The organism is Amycolatopsis thermalba (assembly GCF_023376025.1).
GTDB lineage: Bacteria > Actinomycetota > Actinomycetes > Mycobacteriales > Pseudonocardiaceae > Amycolatopsis_E > Amycolatopsis_E thermalba.
The window spans coordinates 1,054,944-1,078,832 of sequence record NZ_CP091196.1 but is presented as its reverse complement, the minus strand read 5'-3'; the positions used below and the strand labels follow the sequence as shown (position 1 = coordinate 1,078,832).

The 23,889-nt window shown below is 70.8% G+C and carries 23 protein-coding genes and 1 tRNA gene; 12 read left to right on the top strand and 12 right to left on the bottom strand.

Features of this window, described 5'->3' with window-relative positions; all coding sequences use genetic code 11:
• Positions 1-20: 20 nt before the first annotated feature.
• The 3 genes from L1857_RS05395 (at position 21) to L1857_RS05385 (ending at position 3,161) form a co-directional block, all read left to right on the top strand.
• Positions 21-677: a response regulator transcription factor gene (locus tag L1857_RS05395; RefSeq protein ID WP_094003833.1), complete on the top strand. Its 657-nt coding sequence runs from the start codon at positions 21-23 to the stop codon at positions 675-677.
• Complete coding sequence (locus L1857_RS05390) at positions 674-1,855, top strand: sensor histidine kinase (RefSeq protein WP_094003832.1); 1,182 nt, start codon at positions 674-676, stop codon at positions 1,853-1,855. Before L1857_RS05395 ends, L1857_RS05390 begins: the two co-directional genes overlap by 4 nt.
• A 349-nt stretch (positions 1,856-2,204) precedes the next feature.
• Complete coding sequence (locus L1857_RS05385) at positions 2,205-3,161, top strand: IS481 family transposase (protein WP_094009241.1); 957 nt, start codon at positions 2,205-2,207, stop codon at positions 3,159-3,161.
• A 13-nt stretch (positions 3,162-3,174) separates the two neighbouring features.
• On the opposite strand, the gene L1857_RS05380 is transcribed toward L1857_RS05385, so the two are convergent.
• Entirely contained in the window at positions 3,175-4,332 is a 1,158-nt protein-coding gene (locus L1857_RS05380) for an MFS transporter (RefSeq protein ID WP_094003831.1), read from the bottom strand.
• Positions 4,333-4,386: 54 nt separating this feature from the next.
• Positions 4,387-4,950 (bottom strand): hypothetical protein, encoded by a 564-nt coding sequence (locus tag L1857_RS05375; protein WP_162831132.1) that lies wholly within the window; start codon positions 4,948-4,950, stop codon positions 4,387-4,389.
• A gap of 354 nt (positions 4,951-5,304) precedes the next feature.
• Between L1857_RS05375 and L1857_RS05370 the strand changes: the two genes are divergently transcribed.
• From L1857_RS05370 to L1857_RS05360, 3 genes are read left to right on the top strand one after another with little or no spacing between them, the layout of a single operon-like run.
• Positions 5,305-5,955, top strand: a complete 651-nt coding sequence (locus L1857_RS05370) for a hypothetical protein (protein WP_094003829.1) — start codon at positions 5,305-5,307, stop codon at positions 5,953-5,955.
• On the top strand, positions 5,952-6,365 hold the full coding sequence (locus L1857_RS05365; protein ID WP_094003828.1) for a phage holin family protein: 414 nt from the start codon (positions 5,952-5,954) through the stop codon (positions 6,363-6,365). The genes L1857_RS05370 and L1857_RS05365 overlap by 4 nt, the downstream gene beginning before the upstream one ends.
• Positions 6,362-7,015: a DUF3618 domain-containing protein gene (locus tag L1857_RS05360; RefSeq protein ID WP_116111646.1), complete on the top strand. Its 654-nt coding sequence runs from the start codon at positions 6,362-6,364 to the stop codon at positions 7,013-7,015. Before L1857_RS05365 ends, L1857_RS05360 begins: the two co-directional genes overlap by 4 nt.
• A gap of 354 nt (positions 7,016-7,369) precedes the next feature.
• Here L1857_RS05360 and L1857_RS05355 read toward each other — a convergent pair whose 3' ends face one another.
• The 3 genes from L1857_RS05355 to L1857_RS05345 all read right to left on the bottom strand — a co-directional run bounded on the left by L1857_RS05355 (position 7,370) and on the right by L1857_RS05345 (position 8,642).
• Positions 7,370-7,882: a F0F1 ATP synthase subunit B gene (locus L1857_RS05355; protein ID WP_116111647.1), complete on the bottom strand. Its 513-nt coding sequence runs from the start codon at positions 7,880-7,882 to the stop codon at positions 7,370-7,372.
• A 52-nt stretch (positions 7,883-7,934) separates the two neighbouring features.
• Entirely contained in the window at positions 7,935-8,450 is a 516-nt protein-coding gene (locus L1857_RS05350; RefSeq protein WP_116111648.1) for a hypothetical protein, read from the bottom strand.
• 110 nt (positions 8,451-8,560) lie between these two features.
• Positions 8,561-8,642, bottom strand: a tRNA-Tyr gene (locus L1857_RS05345).
• Positions 8,643-8,758: 116 nt separating this feature from the next.
• On the opposite strand from L1857_RS05345, the gene L1857_RS05340 reads away from it, so the two are divergent.
• A complete protein-coding gene (locus tag L1857_RS05340; protein ID WP_094003825.1) occupies positions 8,759-9,250 on the top strand; it encodes a YajQ family cyclic di-GMP-binding protein in 492 nt (163 codons plus the stop codon).
• A 3-nt stretch (positions 9,251-9,253) separates the two neighbouring features.
• Here the strand turns inward: L1857_RS05340 and L1857_RS05335 are convergent, their stop codons facing one another.
• The 3 genes from L1857_RS05335 to L1857_RS35340 form a co-directional block, all read right to left on the bottom strand.
• On the bottom strand, positions 9,254-10,405 hold the full coding sequence (locus L1857_RS05335; protein ID WP_162831133.1) for a lanthionine synthetase C family protein: 1,152 nt from the start codon (positions 10,403-10,405) through the stop codon (positions 9,254-9,256).
• A 202-nt stretch (positions 10,406-10,607) separates the two neighbouring features.
• Positions 10,608-13,457: a lantibiotic dehydratase gene (locus tag L1857_RS05330; protein ID WP_116111650.1), complete on the bottom strand. Its 2,850-nt coding sequence runs from the start codon at positions 13,455-13,457 to the stop codon at positions 10,608-10,610.
• Between the two features lie 61 nt (positions 13,458-13,518).
• Entirely contained in the window at positions 13,519-13,647 is a 129-nt protein-coding gene (locus L1857_RS35340) for a hypothetical protein (protein ID WP_255407832.1), read from the bottom strand.
• Between the two features lie 180 nt (positions 13,648-13,827).
• On the opposite strand from L1857_RS35340, the gene L1857_RS05325 reads away from it, so the two are divergent.
• Positions 13,828-14,964, top strand: coding sequence for a sialidase family protein (locus L1857_RS05325; RefSeq protein WP_116111651.1), 1,137 nt, complete (start codon positions 13,828-13,830; stop codon positions 14,962-14,964).
• Here the strand turns inward: L1857_RS05325 and L1857_RS05320 are convergent.
• The 3 genes from L1857_RS05320 to L1857_RS05310 form a co-directional block, all read right to left on the bottom strand.
• Positions 14,937-15,578: a DsbA family oxidoreductase gene (locus L1857_RS05320; protein ID WP_346009492.1), complete on the bottom strand. Its 642-nt coding sequence runs from the start codon at positions 15,576-15,578 to the stop codon at positions 14,937-14,939. The genes L1857_RS05325 and L1857_RS05320 overlap by 28 nt on opposite strands.
• Positions 15,579-16,543: 965 nt before the next feature.
• Positions 16,544-17,134, bottom strand: coding sequence for a TetR/AcrR family transcriptional regulator (locus L1857_RS05315; protein ID WP_162831134.1), 591 nt, complete (start codon positions 17,132-17,134; stop codon positions 16,544-16,546).
• 4 nt (positions 17,135-17,138) lie between these two features.
• Positions 17,139-18,005, bottom strand: coding sequence for an alpha/beta fold hydrolase (locus L1857_RS05310; protein ID WP_116111654.1), 867 nt, complete (start codon positions 18,003-18,005; stop codon positions 17,139-17,141).
• Between the two features lie 87 nt (positions 18,006-18,092).
• Here L1857_RS05310 and rfbA point away from each other — a divergent pair, with 87 nt between their 5' ends.
• Together rfbA and L1857_RS05300 are read left to right on the top strand one after the other, a co-directional pair.
• Positions 18,093-18,974 (top strand): glucose-1-phosphate thymidylyltransferase RfbA, encoded by an 882-nt coding sequence (gene rfbA, locus L1857_RS05305; RefSeq protein ID WP_116111655.1) that lies wholly within the window; start codon positions 18,093-18,095, stop codon positions 18,972-18,974.
• Entirely contained in the window at positions 18,975-19,472 is a 498-nt protein-coding gene (locus L1857_RS05300; RefSeq protein WP_116111656.1) for a hypothetical protein, read from the top strand.
• A gap of 349 nt (positions 19,473-19,821) precedes the next feature.
• Here L1857_RS05300 and htpX read toward each other — a convergent pair whose 3' ends face one another.
• Positions 19,822-20,688 carry a zinc metalloprotease HtpX gene (htpX, locus tag L1857_RS05295; protein WP_116111657.1) on the bottom strand — a complete coding sequence of 289 codons (867 nt, stop codon included), beginning with the start codon at positions 20,686-20,688 and terminating at the stop codon, positions 19,822-19,824.
• A 699-nt stretch (positions 20,689-21,387) separates the two neighbouring features.
• Between htpX and L1857_RS05290 the strand changes: the two genes are divergently transcribed.
• Together L1857_RS05290 and L1857_RS05285 are read left to right on the top strand one after the other, a co-directional pair.
• Positions 21,388-22,704 carry a nucleotide sugar dehydrogenase gene (locus L1857_RS05290; protein ID WP_116111658.1) on the top strand — a complete coding sequence of 439 codons (1,317 nt, stop codon included), beginning with the start codon at positions 21,388-21,390 and terminating at the stop codon, positions 22,702-22,704.
• A complete protein-coding gene (locus L1857_RS05285; protein ID WP_116111659.1) occupies positions 22,694-23,872 on the top strand; it encodes a glycosyltransferase family 4 protein in 1,179 nt (392 codons plus the stop codon). The genes L1857_RS05290 and L1857_RS05285 overlap by 11 nt, the downstream gene beginning before the upstream one ends.
• The last annotated feature ends 17 nt before the right edge of the window (positions 23,873-23,889 follow it).

Here is a 23,889-nt window from a genome sequence, read left to right as displayed (position 1 = left end):
GCGCCCGTCAGGCTGGTGACGTGCGGGTTCTGGTGGTGGAGGACGAGCCGATGCTCGCCGAGGCGATCGCGGAGTGGCTGCGGGAGGACGCGCACGCGGTGGACGTGGCCCACGACGGCGGGGGCGCGCTGGACCGGCTGGCGGTCAACGACTACGACGTCGTGGTCCTGGACCGGGACCTGCCCGGCGTGCACGGCGACGACGTGTGCCGCGAGCTGGTGTCCTCGTCCTCACCGACGCGCGTGCTGATGCTGACCGCCGCCGCGGAGGTCACCGACCGCGTCGCCGGGCTGACCATCGGCGCCGACGACTACCTCACCAAGCCGTTCGCGTTCCCGGAACTGGCCGCGCGCATCCTGTCGCTCGGCCGCCGCGCGCGCCCGGCCGCGCCGCCGGTCCTCAGCCGCGCCGGGATCACGCTCGACCCGGCGCGCCACGAGGTCTTCCGCGACGGCCGGTACGTCCCGCTGTCCAAAAAGGAGTTCGCCGTGCTGGCCGAGCTGCTGCGGGCCGACGGCGCGACCGTGTCGGCCGAGTTCCTGCTGGAGAAGGCGTGGGACGAGAACGCCGACCCGTTCACCGGCGCGGTCCGGCTCACGATCCTCAAGCTGCGCCGCAAGCTCGGCGACCCGCCGGTGGTCGAGACGGTGACCGGCGTGGGGTACCGGATCCCGTGAGGCGGCCCCGGCGGATCACCCTGCGGGCGCGGCTCACGCTCATCTACGGCGGGCTGTTCCTGGCCGGCGGTGTGGTGCTGCTCGGCGTCACCTACGCGTTGTTCAACTCCCAGGTCGGGCGCGGCACGATCAAGCTGCTCACCCGCACCAGCCCGGCGCCCGGGACGGACCCGGTGATCACCGCGCACGACCTGGGCGACCTGCTCATCGACTCCGAAGCCGAGCGCGTCGCGCGTGAGCAGGCCGCGTTGCTGAAGGAAGCGGCGGCGCACTCGCTGCTCGTGCAGGGCACGATCGCGTTGGTCGTGGTGGGTGCGCTGGCGATCGGCTTCGGCTGGCTGGTCGCCGGCCGGGTGCTGGCGCCGCTGCACGGCGTCACCGGCTCGGCCCGCCGCATCGCCGCCTCCGCCGACCCGCGCCAGCACCGGCGGATCACGCTGCGCGGGCCGGACGACGAGGTGAAGGACCTGGCGGAGGCGTTCAACACGATGGTCGAGCGACTGGACCGGTCGTTCGACGGCCAGCGGCGGTTCGTCGCGAACGCCTCGCACGAGCTGCGCACGCCGCTGACGCTGAACCGGTCGCTGGTCGAGGTCGCGATGCACCGCCGGAGCGCCTCGCCGGACGTCAAGGAGCTGGGCGAGAAGCTGCTGCAGATCAACTCGCGGCACGAGCGGCTGATCAGCGGGCTGCTGGTGCTGGCGAAGTCGGAACACGTCGCCGAACGGTTCCCGCTCGACCTCGCCAACGTGGTCACGCACGTCGTCGAGCAGACCGCCGGCCAGGCGACGGCGGCGAACGTGACGGTCCTCGACGCGCCGGGGGAAGCCCCCACCCTGGGCGACGCGCTGCTGCTCGAACGGCTGGTGCACAACCTCGTGGAGAACGGCATCCGGCACAACGAGCCGGGCGGCTGGGTCCGGATCAGCACCCGCACCCGCGGCGACGAGGCCGAGATCGAGGTGAGCAACACGGGGCCCGTGGTGGCCGCGGAGGAGATCCCGGCGCTGTTCGAGCCGTTCCGCCGCCGCGCCGCACCGCGCCTGGACTCGGCGAAGGGCGCCGGTCTCGGGCTGTCGATCGTGCGCTCGGTGGCCGGCGCCCACGACGGAGCGGTGACGGCGCGCCCCCGCGAGGGCGGCGGACTCGTGGTCACGGTGCGCTTGCCGGCTCGATGAACGCGGTCACCGCGCGCGCACCGGCGCCGGGCTGGCTCGTCCGGGACGAAGTGTCCGGCATCGGAGATGACGACGCCGGTCGCGTTGTCCGCCCAGGGGCTGATGGACGCGGCCGTGTCGGGGATCGAGCCGTGGGAGCTGGAGATTCCCAGGACCGGCACGGTCAAGTGCCGTCGCCCGGGCGAGCCAGGAGCAGCTCCGGGCGATCGTCAGCATCAGCGCAGGCGTTGCACGCCCGGAGCTAGTTGTATCCGGTCAGGACGTTGGTAGCGGCGTGTCTGGCTGAGTAAAGGAGAACCTCCGGTTGGGATGTGGCTTGTCTAAGGCCCACTCCGATCCGGAGGTTCTCGTGTTCCACGGTAGTGCCCGGCTGACGGTTCACGGTCGGCGACTGATCGTTCAACGCCACCAGGCCGGCTGGAAACAGGCCCACATCGCCGAAGCGATGGGCGTGTCCCGCAAGTGTGTGAAGACCTGGATCGACCGCTACGCCGCCGAAGGCGAGTCTGGCCTGGTCACCCGCTCCTCACGCCCACACACGAGCCCCAACCGCACGCCCGACGAGGTCGAGCAGCGGGTGTTAGACCTACGTCACCGCGAACGCCGCGGACAGGACTGGATCGGCCTCGAGCTCGGACTCCCGCCCCGCACCGTGTCGCGGATCCTGCGCCGCCACGAGGTGCCCTACCTGGCCGAGTGCGACCCGATCACCGGCGACGTCATTCGCGCCTCCCGCGCAACCGGCGTCCGTTACGAACGCGAACGACCGGGCGAGCTGGTCCACATGGACGTCAAGAAGCTCGGCAAGATCCCCGACGGCGGTGGCTGGCGTGTCCACGGCCGCAGTGAACAGGTCCGTGCTCGCGGCATCGGCTACGACTACGTCCACTCACTCGTCGACGACCACTCCCGCCTGGCCTACTCCGAGATCCTGCCCGACGAGAAGGGCTCGACCTGCGCGGCGTTCCTACTGCGTGCCGCCGCCTACTTCGCCGATCACGGGATCTCCCGTATCGAGCGCGTGATCACCGACAACCACCTCAGCTACCGACGATCACGCGACATGGCCGCCGCGGTCGCAGCACTCGGCGCAACACACAAGTTCATCCGGCCCCACTGCCCCTGGCAGAACGGGAAAGTCGAGCGCCTCAACCGCACCCTCCAGGCCGAGTGGGCCTACCGGCACGCCTTCACCAGCAACGAGGCACGAGCAGCAGCACTTGCAGCCTGGATCGAGCACTACAACACTGAACGCCGCCACAGCGCACTCGGAGGACGACCGCCCATCAGCCGGCTACCAACCTAACGGCCGGATACAGCTAGTCGTGCGCGGACGACCCACGCCCCTCCCGCAGCGCCGGCGCCAGTACCGCCACCACCGCGGTCACCACCACGGCCGACACCAGCCCCCACCGCAACCCGGCCCACCCCGCGACCACCCCGATCACCACCGGCTCGATCAGGAACCCCGCGTACCCGCACGCCGCCACCGCCGCGACCGCCCGCCCCGGCGCGTCCGGCTGCGTCCGCCCCGCCGCGCTCCACGCGACCGGCACGATCCCCGCCACCCCGGCCCCGACCAGCGCGAACCCGACCACCCCCACCACCGGCACCGGCGCCGCGAGCACGACCGCGAACCCGCCCACCGCCACCACCGAAGCCAGCCGCAGGAACGAAACCGCCCCGGCCCGCGCCACGATCCGGTCCGCGCCCAGCCGCACGACGATCATCGTCACCGAGAACGCGAAATACCCCAGCGCGGCGACCGCCGGCCCGGCCGCCGTCACCTCGCTCAGGTACACCGCACCCCAGCTGTTGACCGCCCCCTCGGCGACGAACCCGCAGAACGCGATCGCCCCGAGCGGCACCAGCGCCCGCCCCGGCCACGCGAACGCCGGCCCGCCCTGGCCGCGGTCGGGCCCGCGCAGGAACCCGGTCCGGACCGCCCGCAACGCGACCGCCAGCAGGACCCCGCCCGCCACCGGGAAGTGCACCGTCACCGGCACGTGCCAGGTCTCCACCAGCGCGTCGGCGCCGGATCCGGCCAGCCCGCCGATGTTCCAGAACGCGTGGAAACCGGCGAAGATCGGCCGCCCGTAGCCGTGCTCGACGCGTGCCGCGTGGGCGTTCATCGCCACGTCGAGCGTGCTGTTGCCGACCCCCAGCACCACCAGCGCCGCGACGAACACCGGCACGCTCGGCGCGATCGCGACCAACGGCAACCCGCCGCACAGCACGACCGCCCCCACGATGGCCGCCACCCGGCTGCCGATCCGCGTGATCACCGCGCCGGCCAGCAGCAACGCGACCACCGACCCGGCCGCGAGCCCGAACAACCCGGCCGCGAGTTGTCCCGTCGTGAGCCCCAGCCGGTCCTGCACCGCAGGCACCCGCGCCAGCCACGTACCGAACGCCGCCCCGCACGCCGCGAACACCACGGACACCGCCCGGCGGGCGCGCACGAGTTCCGCATCCATGATCAGTACGCTCGTACTCCAACCGGACTTGTCGTGCGGGCAACCCGGGGAACTCTATGGTCCAGCTGGAGTTCTGGCCTCCAGGACTGAGGCACTCCGCTGCGCCAGCTCTCTGATGTCCCTGCTGGGATCCCGCTCGGCCATGGCCCTGAGCAGTTCGGCGAAGCGTGGCCAGCCCGCGTGCATGATCGCCTCGATCCCGGCAGCTCGTACCTCCTCCGAGGGATGCTCGGCGGCAGCGAAGAAGGCACGTGCCCACGGCTCGGCGATCTCCGCCGGGGCGCCGAGTCCGGCCCGGATCAGAGCGGTCGCGTGCTCGCCTGGGTCCGACGCGGCGGACACGGCGCCGATCAGCTCCTGATCAGTCCACACGTCAAGTCCAGCCAACTCCAGGCTCGCCTCTGGCAGATGCAAGAAGTGAGCTGCGGCTTCCCGGCCGAGCATGCTCAACACGGCCACGTATGCGAGCTGACGCTCGGGGGCTTGGAACAGGGTGACGAACACCCCGGTGGTGAGCTGCCACGACGACCGTCGCGGCGTGCCCGTCGAGGGCTCGGCGGGCAGTTCTCCAGCGGAGAGCCAACCGACCTCGGCGGCACTCGCGGCGAACCGCTCCACGCAGTCGTACTCCCTCAGGACCAGCCGACGAGACCGGTGCAACCTCATGCCTAGCTCCTCGCTCACCGCCCGGGCGCCGCAAAGCCGTCATGTTCGCAGATTCCCGGTGGTCCGCCGTCATCGCCTCTCCGTCAGCCTCCGGCCGGAGAATTCCTGTGCGGCTGCGGACCGCCCTGACCAGTCGCCGGCCGTGATGAGCAGGACCGGGGCGAGCCAGGAGCAGCTCCGCACGGCTCGATCAGGCACCCCGAACGGAGATCTATTTTTCCGATCCGCGCCGCGAAGCGGAATTGTTTTCGTCGTTTACCGGGAATTGGGCCGGGTAGTCGCGCGGAACCGAGCGGAGGAGGAGGAATGACCCAGCAGACCAGCAGTTCGCCGCCGCAGGCGGTGCGCGAACAGGCCGCGGAATCGGGCAGCCAGGTGACCGGGACCGCTGCCGAACAGGCACGGGAAGTGGCATCCGAGGCGCAGCGGCAGGTGCGGAACCTGAAGGACCAGGGCGTCGATCAATTGCGTGCACAGGCACGCACCAGCCAGCAGAAAGCGGCCGGAAATCTGAATTCGATCGCGGATCAGCTGGACCGGATGTCGGAGCAGTCGGAATCCGGAATCGCGCAGGACATCGTCCGCGAGGTGTCGCAGCGGGCGAAGAAGGTGGCGTCCTGGCTCGATTCCCGCGAGCCCGGGGAACTGGTCGACGAGCTGCGCGGCTTCGCGCGGCGCAAGCCCGGCCTGTTCCTCGCCGGCGCGGCCGCCGCGGGGCTCCTCGCGGGCCGGCTGACCAGGGGCGTCGCCGCGGCGGTGAGCGAGCAGAGCAGCGGCGGCGCGCCGCAACCGCGCACTCCCACAGAGACGACGTATCCCACGGGCACACCGGCGGAGATGACGTACCCCACCGGGACACCGACCGAGACGGCCGTCCACCCGCCGACGACGGCCATGCCGCCGGAAGGCGCGTACCCCGGCGACTACCGCGGGCAGCACCGGGTGGAGCCGTCATGACGTATTCGCAACCGCCGGGACAGCGGCCGGATGTCGGCGACGTGTCGGTGGGACAGCTGATGAGCAACATCTCCCAGGATCTGTCCACGCTGATGCGGCAGGAACTGGAGCTGGCGAAGACGGAGATGAAGGCCGAGGCCAAGCAGGCGGGCAAGGGCGCCGGCATGCTCGGCGGCGCCGGTTTCGGCGGCTACATGGTGATGCTGTTCCTGTCGATCGCGTTGTGGTGGGCGCTGTCCAACGTGATGGACCAGGGCTGGGCGGCGCTGATCGTCGCCGGGGTGTGGGCCGTGATCGCGGCCGTGCTGTTCGCCCTGGGGCGCAACCGGATGCGCCGCGTCGAGCCGGTGCCCGAGCGGACCGTGGACAGCCTCAAGCAGATGCCCGACCAGTTGAGGAGGACGACGTGAGCACGGACCCGGACCGCCTTCGCCGGGAGATCGAAGGCACGCAACGGAATCTGGGCAGCGATGTGGACGCGCTCGCCGAGAAGGTCACGCCCAGCCGCGTCGTCCACCGGCGGGTGCACCGCGCGCGGGGCCTGGCGCGGAACATGAAGGAGCGGGTCATGGGAAGCGCTTCCGGCGGCGTGCGGACCGCGACCGACCGCATGCACCAGGCGACGGACAGCGCGTCGTCGACGGCTTCGTCGATGGCTTCGACGGCGTCCGACGCGGCGTCGTCGGTGGCTTCGACGGCGTCCGACGCGGCGTCGTCGGTGGCCGAACAGGTCCAGGACGCGCCGCGGATGGTGCGCCGGCAGACGGAGGGCAACCCGCTGGCGGCGGGCCTGATCGCGTTCGGCGCCGGATGGCTGGTGTCGTCGCTGATCCCGGCGAGCCGTCAGGAGCGGGAGCTGGCGGGGCAGGTCAAGGAGTCGGCGCAGGACATGGCGGGCCAGATGGGCTCGGTGGCGCAGGAAATGACGGAGAACCTGCGCGAACCAGCACAGGAAGCGGTCCAGTCAGTCAAATCCACCGCGAGCGAGGCCGCATCAACGGTCGCGGACGAAACGAAGTCCGCGGCGCAGGAGGTCAAGGACTCGGCGCAGAGCCGGTGATTCCGGAAGCGGTGCCTGGTGGCTCTCCGGCCACCAGGCACCGCCAGCCTCTACCGCCACCCAAGCAACCACGCCCCCCACACCACACGCCGCGCCAAGCGGCAGCCACCACCGCCGAGCCCGTCAATCCCCTCCTGCCGCCAGCCGGCGCCTACCCCGCTCCATCTTCGGTCGGGAACCACGCCCCCACACCACATGCCGGCCACGGCAGTACCACCCAAGCCGCAGCCAACCCTAGCCGCCAGCCGGCCCCTACCGCCGCCCCAACTCGGTCAGGAACCACACCCCCACACCACATGCCGGCCACGGCAGCGCCACCCAAGCCGCAGCCAGCCCCTCCGAGCTCGCCAACCCCTACCGCCGCTCCAGCTCGGTCAGGAACCGGTCCACCGTGCCGCGCCGCCGCGCCCCGTCGGTCAGTGGTTCGCCCACGATCCGCTCCGCCAGCTCCACCGCAAGCCGCCGCAGTTCGGGGCGCATTTCGGCGATGATGCGGCCCCGCTGCTCGGTCAGGTCGGCTTCGCCCTGCGCGATCAGGCGCCGGGCCTCCTCCTGCGCCTCCGCCCGCAGTTCGGCGCGCACCCGCTCGCCCTCCGCGCGGGCCTCCTCCCGGATCCGTGCCGCCTCGGCACGCGCGTCCGCGAGCTGGGCCCGGTAGCGGGTCAGCGCCTCCGCGGCCGCCGCCTGCGCCTGCTCCGCCTTCTCGATCCCGCCCTCGATCTTCTCCGCCCGCTTCTCGAACAAGGCCTCGAAGCGCGGCACGGCGAACTTCGTGATCAGGAACAGCAGCGCGAGAAACGCGACAAGCCCGAGCGCGAGCTCACGAATATCAGGCTGAACCGGATTCTCCACAGCGAGGACGATCATCGCCCGAACCTACCGAAAAGCCGGCCGCGGCGATATTTCGCCCAGTGGCCATTCACGACCGCCCCTCTGGCGAGAGCGCGTGCCGTCTCCAGTGCGGGCCCGGGGCTCCGAAGTCCAACTCGTTCTCGTCCAAGGCGTTCGCAACGGTCACGGAACCACCTGACGTGAAGGCGAGGTGCACGGCAACCGCACCTGTACCCAGGTCGCGCTGCTCGCCCTGCCATTCCAGCAGTGCCACCGACGAGAGGACCTGCCCATGCAACGCCGTCAACCGGTGGCACATGTCATCCCGCCAGGCGATCTGAAACATCGGGTCGGCCGGCGGGCGCGTGACCTGGATCGAGTTCCACGTGATCGACAGCTCATCGAACTTCCGATGGCTGATCTCGAGCTGCTCCCCGCCGAAGTCGAACACGACCGGGGCGTCGTTCCACCAGCAGTCACCATCGAGCTCCCAAGCGAGCCACGCCGCCGTCAACCGTCGCCCGACCAAAGCAGCGAGCCGGCGGCCGTGTTCCCAGCGAACGGCGGCCAAGCCGGACAACCACCGCGGCTCGAAGCCTTCCATACCCGGATTGTGACGACCCGCCGAATCGGTGTCGTCACCGGCCGGGCCGGAGACAAAAGAACGCCCCGCGGACCTATTTTCTCCAGGTCAGCGGGGCGTTTTCGCTGGTGTGGCGGGTGCAGGATTCGAACCTGCGAAGGCAGTGCCGTCTGATTTACAGTCAGATCCCTTTGGCCGCTCGGGCAACCCGCCATGGCCGGGCGTCCCGGCCGGGGACTAGCTTACCAACCCTCCGGCGGGCCTCCGACGGGGGTGGGGGCGGCGCTATGGTGTGGTCAGCCGACAAGCGAAACGACGAGGTAGGACACGTGGCGGATCCGTCATTCGACGTGGTGAGCAAGGTCGACCGGCAGGAGGTCGACAACGCCCTCAACCAGGCGGCCAAGGAGCTTTCCACCCGCTTCGACTTCCGCGGCGTCAACGCCAAGGTCTCCTGGGCCGGCGAAGAGGCCGTGACGATCGAGGCCGACACCGAGGAGCGCGCCAAGGCCGCGGTCGAGGTGTTCAAGGAGAAGCTGATCAAGCGGGGCATCTCGCTGAAGGCGTTCGAGGCCGACGAGCCCGCCGTGTCCGGCAAGATCTACAAGGTCAACGGCAAGATCCTCCAGGGCATCGCCGCCGACAAGGCCAAGCAGATCGCCAAGGTGATCCGCGACGAGGGCCCCAAGGGCGTCCAGGCCCAGATCCAGGGCGACCAGCTCCGCGTCTCCGGCAAGAAGAAGGACCACCTGCAGGACGTCATCGCCCTGCTCAAGGACAAGGACTTCGGCATCGCGCTGCAGTTCACCAACTACCGCTGACCGTCAGCTCAGCAGCAACGCGGCGTCCCAGGGGGCGGAGTTGCCGGCGTAGGTCGCCAGCGCCAGCGCGACTCCGGCGGCGCCCTGCAACAGGCCGGGGTCGTCCATCCACTCGCCGGTGTGCAGGCGGTGCCGGAAGCCGAACGGGGACGACGGGTCGAACGCGGCCAGGACCCGGTCGGCGATCCGGTCGGCAGGCACACCCATCCGCACGCTGATCTGCAGCAACCCGGCATCGCCGTGACACACGGTCGGGCCCTCCGCCGGGCCCGGCCTGCTCATGGCGGCGGCCGCCAGACCGGCGAGCCCCGCGTCACCCAGCTCCGCCGCGGCCAGGTGCAGCGCGTACGCCACCCCGGCCGTCCCGTAGCACCACGCCGTCCGCGAAGCCGGCACCGCCGAGCCCCGCACCTGCGCATCGAACCCGACGCGCGACGGCCAGCTCACCCCGGACTCGTCCGTCCACGACCACCGCAACAACCAGTCGGCGATCACGCGCATCGCGTCGGTCATGCCGTCGACCCGGTGGCCGTGCCGGTGGGCCAGTGACAACAGCGCGAGTGGACCACTGATGCCGTGTGCCAGGCCGGCGTTGAAATCGCCCCGGGGGTAGCGCTCGCGGTCCGCCTCGACCACGTACCGCTCCGGCGCGCACCACCACCCGGGCACCTCGTGCCCCTCCACCAGGACCGGCCGGGTCAACGCCACCAGACGCTCCAGCACGACCTCCAGCGCGGACAGGCACCGGTCGCCGCCCAGGGCGAGCAGCAGCCGGCCCTTGCCGGCGAGCCCGCTGATCACGTCGTAGTCCGACGCGGCGAGCCGATCGGCCCGGGGCCACGCCTCGCACACCTCGGCCAACGCCGCGCCGGCCTTGCGCAGCAGCCCGTCGTAACCGCCGCCGTGCGCGGCCCGGTGCACCAGGGCCGCGGGCACCACCGCCTCCGGCGCGACCTCGCCCGCGGCGGCCAGATGGGCACGGCTCACCGCGGCCCACGCGGGATCCCAAACGGACAGTGCCGTGTGCAGGAGGGCGATGCCCGGATGACCGTCCAGCAGACCCGGCCCGCGACCCCGCACCGAGCGGAGGCGATCCCCCACCTCGAGCGCGACCTCCCGGGCCCTCGCGCGACGAGCGACGTGCGTGGCCCTCATCGGCCGCGCCTCCTCCGGTCCGCGGACCGCTCCAGCTGTACTCACCGCCGCGCCTCGACTGGCCATACTCACCGCCGCACCTCCTCCAGTCCGCGGATCGATCCGGCAGCACTCACCGGCCGCACCCCCACCAGGCCACACACCGCCCCAGCAGCACTCACCGACCGCACCTCCACCAGGCCACCCACCGCCCCAGCAGCACTCACCGGCCGTGCCTCCTCCGGTCCATGCGCAGCGCCAATCCGCCGTGCACCAGCGCGTACACCTCCTGCTCCCGCGCCCGGTCGATCCCGAACAGGCGGTTGCAGTGCATGTGCGCCAGGCTCAGCGCGACCCGGCCGTGCTGCTCCGGCGCCAGCTTCGTCAGGTACTCCAGGACCGCCTGGCTCCGCTGCCTCCACGGTTGGTCCAGCGACGGACGACCAGTGGCGTCGACAGCGGCCGCGAAGGACTCCCGGCGGTCACGGGGCACGCCCCGCCGCAGGTCGAGGGGCACTGCCGCCGCGAGCCAGTCCAGGATCTCCGGAGGCTGTCCGAAATGCCGGACGAGGTCCAGCACGCTCAACGCCGCGAGCTCATCCGAATCCCGGTCGAGCATCGCGAGCGCGACCAGCGAATCCGCGTGGAACACCCGCTCGGCCCCGCCGATCGCGTCCGGGCCGCCGTACCGCTCGACCTCCGCGTCGTAGCTGTCCAGCACCAGCCGGGACAGCAGCCCCTCCGCCCGGAGCGCCGCCGCCCACGCGTGCAGGCGTGGCAACAACGTCGTCCACAACGTGTCCGGTTTCCCGGCGAACCGGATCCGGAGGTGCGGATCGGGATCGGCATATCGGACGAAGTGCCAGTCCTCCACGCCGGCGACCAGCTCGCCGAGCCGCGACTGGAGGATCTGGCGCTGCGCGGCGTCCCGGGCGTAGAGCTTGGCGTACAGCCAGTCGCCGCCGGGGAGCTGCAGCCGGTCGGACCGGGTCCGGGTGGCCGGAACGGGACGCGCGGCCGGCCGCTCCCCCAGCAGCTGGAACACCACCTCGCACGCGCGCCCGCCAAGCCAGCCGTCGTCCCGCGACAGGACCTCCTGGACCACCAGCCGCGGCGTCTTCCGCAGCTCCGCGCGGAACACCGCCAGGTGCCCGGGGTCGTCGAGGTCGATCGCGATCCGGTTGTCCGAGCTGGTCAGCTGCACCCACCTGGGCACGGCCCAACGCTGTCGCCAGTTTCGGACGGCGTCCGACCAGTCGGACGACGGGTCCAGCATCTCGCGGCTGGGCAGCCATCGCGCGGGCGCGAGCACGGTCCGGCCGTACCGGACCCGGGGCAGCACCGGAGCGGTCGACAAATCGCCCCACCGCCACGGCAGGCACGACGGGTTCTCCTGCTCCCCCAGCTCGAGCAGGAACCGCGCGACCGGCGGGACGTGCCCGCTGCGCGGGTTGAGCATCGAGCCGGAAACCGGCACAACGCGCCGCCCGGACGTCAGGTCGACGAGGTACAGCTCGTCCTGCGTCGCGCCGACGGCGAGATCGTCCAGCCGCAGGTCGCTCACCTCTGCGGTCGCCGGGCCACAGCTCACCGGGATGCGCATCGGGAGCCGCTGCGGCACTGCCGCGACGTTCGCCGAGCGCAACGTCCGCGGCCGGCACGCGACCTGTGCCGCTCCCGCCGGGGCACCGTCGCGGACCAGCGCCGTCAGTTCGGCGTCGAATTCGGGCATGAGGTGCGCGAACCGCGCGACCGTCGACCCCGCCTGCGGCGACCCGAAGTTCTCGCCGATGACCAGCCGGAACTCGCCCGCGCGCAACGCTTCCCAGCCGGGCGCGAGAACCTCCGCGCACAACTCCATCGACACCGGGCGGCGCGACGGCGGCTCCTCGGCGAGCAGGCCGACCAGCGACTCGTCGAGTTCGATCTCGTCCCGGCCCGCGCGCACGGCGGCCAGCAGGAGCTCTATCAACGCCCGATGCCCGGGACGATCCGGCCGCCGCGAGAAATCGGGCGCCCCCAGGCCGCGGGTATCGTCGAGCAGTTCCAGCACCGGCACCAGCCGGTCGCTGCCGTACCGCTCCAGAAAGCGCTTCCGGTACTCGTCCAACCAGGACGGTCCGGTCGTGCTCCCCAGGCGCCACAACACCTCCGCCGCGCGGGCGGCTTCCGTCCCGAGGGCGGCCGGCAGCGTGGCCGCGACATCCAGCCGCAGATCGGTCTGGATCACGTCATCCACGTCGTGCAGTGCACGCATCCGGGCCACCACTGCCCGCCGGCGGGACCGCCGGTCCTCGGCAGCCGTGTCGGCGTCCTGCAACTCGCTCAGAATCGCGCTCAACTCCGCGTGCATCGGATGTTCCGCCGGCACTCGGCCGAGCACATGGGCGAGCGGGTCGACGCAGTCCGGCGGCGGGTCCAGGTCGGTGAGCAGGACCCCCACCTCGACGAGCTGCCGCAGCACCCCGTCGAAACCGGTGCGCCGGAACCGCCGGCACAGCTGCTCGACCAGGTCCGGCCAGGCCACCGGCGCGGCCGCCATCTCCCGGACGGCACGCACGAGCGGCGTGAACCGGATCGAGGCTTCGCGACGACTTGCCCCCTCGTACCGCTCAGGCAGCACGAGCCGGTCCCCGCGGACGAAGCTGACGTTGTTGGCGACCAGGACTGTCCTGGTCAGGATCACTGGATCGGTTCGCAACCGTCGCAGGACGCCGTCCAGCCATTCGGCGTCTGTTCGACTGGTCGGACGGTGCTGGTCACCGGCCCGCAACTCGGGCTCGGCGTCCAATCGCACCGGCGCGACCCCGGCGAAGAGCCCGAACGGCGTCGGGCGGCTGGTCATGCGCAGGTGGTACTTCGCGAGGGCGAGCGCGGCGCGGCGGCGAACCTTGTCCCTGACCGGCTCGCCCCGGACCAGGCGGAGGACGTCGCGGGCCAGGCTCGGACTGGCCGTTTCGACCGCTTCCATCAGCGTTTCGTCCGCCGCGAGGACCTCCAGCGGCGGGATCGGCCCCCAGGTGCGGGGTCGCACCGCGGCCCGCAGCAGGGCCGGTCCGGCACACGTGAACATCGGTTCGCCTCCCGGCTGGACGGGTGGCGGGCCCCCGCGGACCCGCCACCCGGAACTCACGTCAGCAGGACGGCCACAGGGTGGCGCAGATGTCGCTGAAGCCGGACTTGTTCGTCAGCAGGTCCCCGTCCTGGGTCGGAGTCGCGATGCGGAGGTCCAGGTCGAAGTCCTCGGGAGCCAGGTTTTCCACGGAAGTTACCTCTCCTTCGTCGTGAACTGTGGCTTGTGCCACTGGTTTCTGAACGTAGGGGATCGTTCAACGATCCATCAAGAGGTTGATTCTCACGGGGTATTGCGCTACAAAGTGGGCTTTTGTCCGCTCGACCGTCACCCTGTGGTCTAATTCCGCTCCTGAGAGTGAGGGGGACGGATGCGCCGGATAGCCGCGCTGATGCTGACGTTGCTGGTCACGACGGCCGCGATGACGGTTCCGGCGCAGGCGGCGCAACGCACCGAGCTGGGCGTGGGCGCGTACCCGCGGGTCATCCGCCTGGAACACGCGCCGTTCCGGCGCGGGCGGATCGTCGCGTCCGTGAACAGCTGGGACGGCAGCGGCGCGTTCGCGCGGATCTACGAGAGCACCGACGAAGGCGCGTCGTTCCGCCAGATCGGCGAGGTCCGCGACCCGGAGGGAGTGCGGGGCGAGTGCTGCGGCAGCATCTACGAGCTGCCGCGACGCGTCGGCAGGCTGCGCGCCGGAACCCTGCTGTGGGCCGCGTCCTACGGGCAGAACGGCGGCGCCGACCGCCGCATGTCCATCCGGGTCTGGTCCAGTTCGGACGGTGGCCGGAGCTGGAGTTTCCTGTCCGAGGCCGTCCGTTCGCACAACCACGGCGGCGTGTTCGAGCCGGAGTTCACAGTGGACTCCGGCGGGACACTGTGGATGCACTACGCCGACGAAACCGAGGCACCGCGCCACAGTCAGGTGCTCAACCGGATCGCGTCGACCGACGGCGTCACCTGGAGCGACAAGCAGAGCACGGTCGCGATCTCACCCGATCGCGTTCGGCCCGGGATGCCGATCGTGCGTCAGCTGCCCGATGGTCGCTACTACTTCGGCTACGAGATCTGCAACTACGGCACGCGCTACTGCGATCCGTACTTCAAGATCTCCTCGGACGGCGCGGACTACGGCGACCCCGCCGATCCCGGCACGCGGGTGGTGACGGCGAGCGGCAACTACTTCCAGCACGCCCAGACCGTCACGGTGTTTCCCGGCGGACCGAATGGCGTTCGGTTGTTGATGGTCGGTCAGATCTACACCGACAGCGTCGGCCGCTCGCTACCGTCGAACGGCCAGGTGCTGCTCGCCAACGACAACTTCGGGGAGGGCAACTGGTACGAGCTGCCCGCTCCGGTGCACGTTCCGGGCGCCTACAACAACTTCTGCCCGAACTACAGCTCGTCACTGTTGCCTGTGGACAGCGGGCGAAACGTCCTCGAACTGGCGGCCGACTACGACGGCGGGGTGTGCAAGATCTACTTCGGCAAGGGACCGGCGTCCTGATACGCCTTGTCCAGCGCGGCGGCGAAGGTTTCGGCGGGCTGCGCGCCGGAGACCGCGTAACGGCGGTCGAAGACGAAGAACGGGACGCCGTTGGCGCCGAGCGCTCGGGCCTGGTCGATGTCGGCGCGGACCTCGTCGGCGTAGGCGCCTTCCTTCAGCACCCGGCGGACCTCGTCACCGTCCAGTCCGGACTCGGTCGCCAGTTCGACGAGCGAATCCTCGTCGAACACCGAACGCCGCTCGGTGAAGTAGGCGCGGAACAGCCGCTCCGCGACGACGTCCTGCCGGCCTCGCTCGCGGGCGAACTGCAGCACGCGGTGGGCGTCGAAGGTGTTGCCGATGACTCCGCCGTCGAGGTGGTACTCCAGGCCCTCGGCCGCGGCGAGGCGGGTCAGGCGCTGCTCGCTAGCGGCGAACTCCGCCTCGCTGATCCCGTACTTCGCGGCGAGGAGCGGCGCCTTCGGCTGCGGCTCGCGCGGGGCGGCCGGGTCCAGCTCGAAGGAGCGGAAGGTCACCACGACCTGGTCACGGTGCTCGAAGCCGGCCAGCGCGCGCTCGAAGCGCCGCTTGCCGAGGTAGCACCACGGGCACACCACATCGGACCAGATCTCCACCTGCACGCCCCGGGCGAACGCCGCCGGACGCGGAGTTATTCCCCGAACCGGCCGATCGGCCGCTTGGTGAGGACCTGCGCAGCGACCAAGCTGGCGGGCCGAGTGCTCGGCGTAAGCGATCATCAGCCACGCCGCCGGGCCCGCGTAACTCCGGTGAAGTAGCCGATCAGCCACGTGGCGAGCACCTGCGCGGCCCGCGCGGGGTTCTTCCTGTGGGTGATCACCAGACAGGGAGCGAACACCCGGCATCGGACCGGCCCTCTGCCCGGTTCTCGGCGTGGCGAGCGCCAGCCACTCCGACCGGGGGCTCTTCCACGAACAAGCCGATCAGCCACGCGGTGAGCACCTGCGCGGCGACCGAGCTGGCGTGGGCCGAGTGCTCGACGTGGTAGATCACCGGCCCCGCGGTTACTCCGCGAGGAAGCTGAACAGCCAGGTGGTGACCACCTGCTCGCATTCGAGTGGGCCTGCGCCGGCTGCTCGGCGTAGGCGATCCAGCCGCGCCACCGGACCCCGCGGCTACTCCACGAACAAGCCGAACAGCCACGTGATGACCACCTGCTCGCATTCGAGCGAGCCCGCGCCGACTGCTCGGCGTAGGCGATCCAACCGCGCCACCGGACCCCGCGGCTACTCCACGAACAAGCCGAACAGCCACGTGATGACCACCTGCTCGCATTCGAACGGGCCCGCGCCGACTGCTCGGCGTAGGCGATCCAACCGCGCCACCGGACCCCGCGGCTACTCCACGAACAAGCCGAACAGCCACGTGATGACCACCTGCTCGCATTCGAACGGGCCCGCGCCGACTGCTCGGCGTAGGCGATCCAACCGCGCCACCGGACCCCGCGGCTACTCCACGAACAAGCCGAACAGCCACGTGATGACCACCTGCTCGCATTCGAGCGAGCCTGCACCGGCTGCTCGGCGCCGCAGATCACCAGCCGCGCCGCCGGTCCGCGCGGTTACTCCGCGAGCAGGCCGATCAGCCAGGTGGCCAGCACCTGCTCCGCGTCCGAGCGGGCCTGCGCCGGGTTTTCGGCGTGGGTGATCATCAGCGCCGCCTCGTTCACGGCGCTCAGTACGAGCTGGGCCAGCACCTCAACCGGCAGCGGCTTGATCAGCCCCTCCTCGACCGCCTGCCGCAGCACGGTGATGACCAGGCCGAGCCCGTGTTCGGCCTCGATTTCGCGCCACGTGGTCCATCCCAGCACGGCCGGGGCGTCGACCAGCGAGATCTGCCGGATCTCCGCGCGCTCGCACGCGTCGAGGAAGGCCTTGAGCGCGAAGAGCAGTCCCGTGGTGAGGTCCGGCGCGTCCTTGGTGGCCGCCTCGACCTCGGCGGTGACCTCGAGCTCGACCTGCTCGAACACGGCGCGGAACAGGCCCTGCTTGTCGCCGTAGTGGTGGTAGAGCGCGCCCCGCGTCACCCCGGCGGCCCGCACGATCTCGTCCGCCGGCACGGCCTGGTAACCGCGCTCGGCGAACAGCTCGCGGGCGGCCGCCATCAACGCGGCCCGGGTGCTCTGCGATCGCTCTTCCTGGGTACGGCGCACGCCCCTAAACTGCCATGACGCCCGCGAACGCCAGGATGTGCCGCACCAGCGCGGCCGGCTGGTCCTCCGGGACGAAGGCGTAGGAATCGGCGACCACTTCCAGACGGGCGTCGGGCAGCATGGCGGCGAGGCGCTTGGCCAGGCGCAGCGGGAACGTCCGGTCCTCGTCGGCCCACACGAGCAGGACCGGCTTGTCGAACGCACGCAGCTTCTCCGCGGCCTCCAGCGTGTACCGGGAGCGGACGGCGCGGAGGAACTTGCGCAGGTCACGGCGGATGGCCGCGTGGCGGTGGGCGGGCGCGAGGTAGGACTCGACGACGGCGTCGGGGATGGCGTACTTGGCGACCCGCCCGAAGACGAACGGGGTCCGGTGCAGCGCCTTGACCTGCAGCAGCGCGGCGAGCGGGCGCATCGAGCCGGGGATGCGGGCGTACGGGACGAGCGGTTTGAACAGCGGCGGGAAGAAGTAGTCGAAGCTGTCCGACGGGGTCAGGACGACGCGCTCGACCCGGTCCGGGCGGTGGGACAACATGATCTGGGTGAGGGCGCCGCCGGTGTCGTTCGCGACGAGGACGACGTCGCGCAGGTCGAGGGCGTCGAGGAAGTCCGCGATCAGGTCGGCGACGCCGGACGGGGTCAGGTCGGCGTCCGGGCGCAGCGGGACCTCGTGCGCGCCGAGCGGCATGTCGATGGTGAGGCAGCGGAAGCCGGCGTCGGCGACGTCCGGGACGACGTGCCGCCACAGGTTCGCATTGACGAAGACGCCGTGGACGAACACCACGGGACGCCCCTCCCCGCGTTCGAAGTAGCGAACGTCACCCTGCGGGAGGGTCACGCGCTTTTCCTGGCCGAGTGCTGGTGAGCGAGTCATGCCATGCAACATACATACAGACTGTATGTATGTAAATGCCGGAACACGCTAGGGTGGTTCCGGATCGATCCGGAGGGAGCTGGGGACATGAAGGGCATCGTGCTGGCGGGCGGCAGCGGGACGCGTCTGCACCCGATCACCCAGGCGGTGTCGAAGCAGCTGTTGCCGGTCTACGACAAGCCGATGATCTACTACCCGATCTCCGTGCTGATGCTGGCCGGGATCCGGGAGATCCTGATCATCTCGACGCCGGCCGACCTGCCGAACTTCCAGCGTCTGCTCGGCTCCGGCGACCAGTTCGGGCTGCGCCTGAGCTACGCCGAGCAGCCGAGCCCGAACGGCCTGGCCGAGGCTTTCGTGATCGGCGCGGACTTCATCGGCGATGACGACGTGGCGTTGATCCTGGGGGACAACATCTTCTACGGGCAGGGCTTCTCCAGGCGGATGCAGCAGGAGGTCGCCGCGCTCGACGGTTGCGTGCTGTTCGGGTACCCGGTGAAGGACCCGCAGCGGTACGGCGTCGGCGAACTCGACGCCGACGGCCGGCTCGTGTCCATCGAGGAGAAGCCCGAGCGGCCGAAGTCCAACCAGGCGATCACCGGGCTGTACTTCTACGACAACCAGGTGGTGGAGATCGCGCGCGGGCTCACCCCGTCCAAGCGCGGCGAGCTGGAGATCACCGACGTGAACCTGACGTACCTGCGGCAGGGGCGCGCGAAGCTGGTCGAGCTGGGGCGCGGGTTCGCGTGGCTGGACACCGGGACGCACGACTCGCTGCTGGAGGCCGGGCAGTTCGTCCAGGTGCTCGAACACCGGACGGGGGTGCGGATCGCGTGCCTGGAGGAGGTCGCGCTCCGCATGGGGTACATCGATCCGGAGGAGTGCCTGGCGCTCGGGCTGAAGCTGTCGAAGTCCGGGTACGGGGACTACGTGGTCGCGTGCGCCCGCGCCGCGGGGGCCGTCGGTTAGATGACTGTCAGCAGGCTCGTGCGCGCGGAGCTGGCGCGACACGACTGGGGCCGGCTGCGGTGCGGCTGCGGGGAGAGCGGCGCGCACCTGCCCGGGACGTTCGAGACGATCCTGGAGGCGGCGGAACCGCGCGAAGCCCTCGGCGCCCGGCTCGACAACCACCTGGAGATCAGCGGAAACCTGTTCGAGGTGGCGGTTCCGGCGGTGGAGGTGATCCTCGCCGCGCTGGCCGGGCCGCTGTCGGACTTCGCGCGGGTGGAGCTGCTGGACATGCTGGCGGTGCTCGTGTCCGGCGACTCGTACGCCGGCCAGCCGGCCGATCTCGGTGCGCAGTGCCGGCTCAAGGCGCGCAACGGGTTGTGGACCGTCCTGCAGGTGGGGTACGAGCACGAGGCGGAGACGGTCGCGGACATCCTGTGGGCGGTTGATCCGGACCAGCCGCGGAGCAGTCACCACACGATGGCGCTGGGGAAGCGGATCAAGCGGAAGCGCCGGTAGAACGGGCCGCGGGCTGTCGAGGCAGGCTGGTGCCGGGGGCCGGGCGGCTGGTGCAGTGGGCTTCGGGGTGCGGCGGGGCTGGGCAGAACAGGGCCGCGGCGGGCCGTCGAGGCAGGCCTGTGCCGGGGACCGGGCGGCTGGCGCGGCGGGCTTCGCGATGCGGCAGGGCTGGGCTGACTGAGCCGCGGCGCGCCGTCGAGACGGACCGGTGCCCGGAGCCGACCCGCTGACGCGGTGGGCTTCGACGTGCCGCGAGGTCTAGGCAGAACGGGGGCGCAGCGGGCCGCCGGAACACGGCGGCGCCTGGAGCCGAGTCGCTGGTGCGGTGGGCTTCGGGGGGCGGCTGCGCTCAGAACGGGCCCCGGCGGGCCATCTCCTCCAGGCGGCGGATGCGGTCCGCGATCGGGGGGTGGGTGGAGAACATGCGGGAGAACGTCTCGCCGGGGCGGAACGGGTTCGCGATCATCAGGTGCGACTGCGAGACCAGCTGCGGCTCCGCCACGAGCGGGGCTCGGCGCGTGCCGTAGTCCAGCTTTCGCAGCGCCGAGGCCAGGCCGAGCGGGTCCCCGGTCAGCGCGGCGCCCGACGCGTCCGCCTGGTACTCACGCGAACGGCTGACACCCAACCGGATGATGGCCGCCGCGATGGGACCGATCAGGATGATCAGCAGCGAGACCAGCGGGTTGTTGCCCTCGCGGTCGTTGCCGCCGAACACGCCGGCGAACATCGCGAGGTTCGCCAGCACGCTGACCATGCTCGCGAGCGCACCGGCGACGCACGAGATCAGGATGTCCCGGTTGTAGACGTGCGACAGCTCGTGGCCGAGCACCGCCCGCAGCTCGCGCTCGTCCAGCAGCTCCAGGATGCCGGTGGTGCAGCAGACGGCGGCGTGGCGCGGGTTCCGGCCGGTGGCGAAGGCGTTCGGCGCGGGGGTCGGACTCACGTAGAGACGCGGCATCGGCTGACGGGCCGAGGTCGCCAGCTCCCGGACGATGCGGTACATCACCGGCTGCTCAGGCTCCGACACCGGGCGTGCCCGCATCGCCCGGAGCGCCAGCGTGTCCGACTTGAAGTAGGCGTAGGCGTTCATCCCGAGCGCGAGCGCCAGCCCGATGAACAACGCGCCACGCCCGAACAGTGAACTGATCGCGATGATGATGGCACTCAGCAATCCGAGCAACAGCGCGGTCTTCAGCCCGTTCTGGTGCTTGTGCACGTGCCCTGCGCCTCCTTACCAACACTCGCTTTCCCAACGCACGAAAAGGAAGTGAAGTTCCGTCACGATCTCCGCACGGCCGAGCACGGTGGGTTACCGTGCGACCGGGTACCCGCGGACGCGGTGGGAAACCGGCGGGGATGGGTGGGTGGACAGGCGGCGGGTGGTGTTCGGGCTGGCGAGGGGACCCGGGCACGGCACGTGGGCGACCCGCCCGCCAGGGGGAAGGCCGGGATGGGCGCCGGCATAGCCAAAGCGAGGGGATGTTCCGGCTGGTGAGGGCCGTCGGGGCCTCATCGGCGCCCGGGCACGGCACGTGGGCGACCCGCCCGCCAGAGGGGAGGCTGACGTGGCCAGAGAAAGGGGATGTTCGGGCAGGTGACGCTCGTCAGGGGGCCTCATCGGCACGCGGCGGCATCTGGGCGGCCTGTGACGCCGCGATCAGTCGCCGGTCCATTCCGGGGGCCGCTTGCGTTCTCGACACGGGGCGGGACACCAATGTGATCGCGCCCGCGGTGGGGACGCTGGCTTTCGATTCGGATACATACCGGATGTATGTAGAACGGGCGCCCGGGGCGGGGCGGTTTGTTCCCCGCGGAAACCCCACTACGTAAGCGGTTTTCCGGCCGTCCACCGCCGTAACGATCTCCGACCGTCCGCCGACCTCTGGGTCAAGCCGGTGGCGGCGGGAGGAATTCCATGAAGATCAGCGTCTTCGGGCTCGGCTACGTCGGATGCGTGTCGGCCGCGTGCCTCGCCGGTGAGGGGCACGACGTGATCGGGGTCGACATCAACCCCGTGAAAATCGACCTCATCCGCCAGGGAAAAGCACCAGTGGTCGAGGAACGCATCGGCGAACTCACCGCCGAAGTCGTGGCCCGCGGTGCGCTCCGAGCCACCACCGACGTCGCCGAGGCGATCGCGCACAGCGAGATCTCGCTGATCTGCGTCGGCACCCCGTCGGCCCCCAACGGCAGCCTGTCCACCGCCTTCCTGGAACGCGTGACCGAGGAGATCGGCGGCGCGCTCGCCGGCAAGACCGGTCGGCATACGGTCGTATTCCGCAGCACCATGCTGCCCGGCACCTGCCTCGACCTGCTGGTACCGATCCTGGAGAAGGCCTCGGGCCGCACCGCGGGCGTGCACTTCGGCGTCGCCGTCAACCCCGAGTTCCTCCGGGAAGGCAGCAGCGTCAAGGACTTCTTCGACCCGCCCAAAACCGTGATCGGCGAGCTGGACACCGCCAGCGGCGACGCCGTCGCCGAGCTGTACGAGGGCCTGCCCGGGGACGTCTTCCGCGTGCCGATCCCGGTCGCCGAGATGACCAAGTACGCCGACAACGCCTTCCACGGCCTCAAGATCGGCTTCGCCAACGAGCTGGGCGCCATCTGCCGCGCCCTCGGCCTCGACTCGCACCGCGTGATGGACGTGTTCCTCGCCGACCGCAAGCTCAACGTCAGCCCCGCCTACCTGCGCCCCGGCTTCGCCTTCGGCGGCTCGTGCCTGCCCAAGGACCTGCGCGGCCTGGTCTACGCCGCGCACCGCGCCGACGTGTCGGTGCCGCTGCTCGCGCACGTACTGCCGTCCAACGAGGAACACCTGCGACGCGCGTTCGACCTGGTCGCCCGCACCGGCAAGCGGCGGATCGGCCTGTTCGGACTGTCGTTCAAGCCGGGCACCGACGACCTGCGCGAGAGCCCGCTCGTCGAACTCGCCGAACGCCTGCTGGGCAAGGGTTACGACCTCAAGATCTACGACGCGAACGTGAGCCTGTCCCGGCTGATGGGCGCCAACCGCGAGTACATCGAAAGCCGCCTGCCGCACCTGGGCCAGCTGCTCGCCGGCTCCGTGGACGAGGTGCTCGGCCACGCCGAGGTGTGCCTGATCGGCAGCACCGACCCGGCCGTGCTCGCCGCGCTGTCGAAGGCCGGCGACCGCACGCTGATCGACCTCGTCCGCCTGCCCGACGCGGCCGTGCGCCGCACCGAAGAAGGATACGTCGGCCTTGCCTGGTAAAGCACTGATCCTCGTCGAGAACCTGTCCGTGCCCTTCGACCGGCGGGTCTGGCAGGAAAGCACCACCCTGCGCGACGCCGGGTGGGAGGTGCACGTCATCTGTCCACAAGGGACGAAACGGGACACCGAACCGGAGGTCGTCCTCGACGGCGTGCACATCCACCGCTACCCGCTGACCGCGGCGACCGGCGGGCCGGCCGGTTACCTGCGCGAGTACGGCTCCGCGCTGCGGCACACGTTCCGGCTGGCCCGCAAGATCGGCCCGGTCGACGTCGTGCACGCGTGCAACCCGCCCGACCTGCTCTTCCTCGTCGCCCGGATGCTCAAGCGGCGGGGCGCGAAGTTCGTCTTCGACCAGCACGACCTGGTGCCCGAGCTGTACCTGTCCCGCTTCGACCGCGGCAGGGACCTGCTCTACCGCGGCGTGTGCGCCCTGGAACGCGCCACTTTCCGGGCCGCCGACGTGGTGATCTCGACCAACGAGAGCTACCGCGACGTGGCCCTCACCCGCGGCGGCAAGCGGCCCGAGGACGTGTTCGTCGTCCGCAGCGCCCCGGTCGTGGACCGCTTCCACCGGGTTCCGCCGGAGCCGGACCTCAAGCGCGGCAAGCCGCACCTGCTCTGCTACCTGGGCGTGATGGGCCCGCAGGACGGGGTCGACTACGCCCTGCGCGCGCTCGCGAAACTACGCGACGACCTCGGCCGCACCGACTGGCACGCGGTGTTCGTCGGCTCCGGGGACGCGTTCGAGGCGATGGTCGCGCTGTCGAAAGACCTCCACCTGGACGACCGGGTCGAGTTCACCGGCCGCATCCCGGATGCGGACCTGGTGCGTTATCTGTCCACAGCGGACGTCTGCCTCGCGCCGGACCCGTCGAACCCGCTCAACGACATGTCCACCATGAACAAGATCATGGAGTACATGGCGATGAGCCGGCCGATCGTGTCGTTCGACCTGCGGGAGGCGCGGGTTTCCGCGGGCGATGCGGCCGTGTACGCACCGGCCAACGACGAACTCGAATTCGCCAAGCTCACCGCCCGCCTGCTGGACGACCCCGCCGAGCGGGTCCGCATGGGCGAACTCGGCGCCGCCCGCGTCGCCGGCCCGTTGTCCTGGACCAATTCCGCGCGGGCGCTGCTCGCCGCCTACTCAGCGACCGGTCGGTGAATTGCCGACCGGCACCC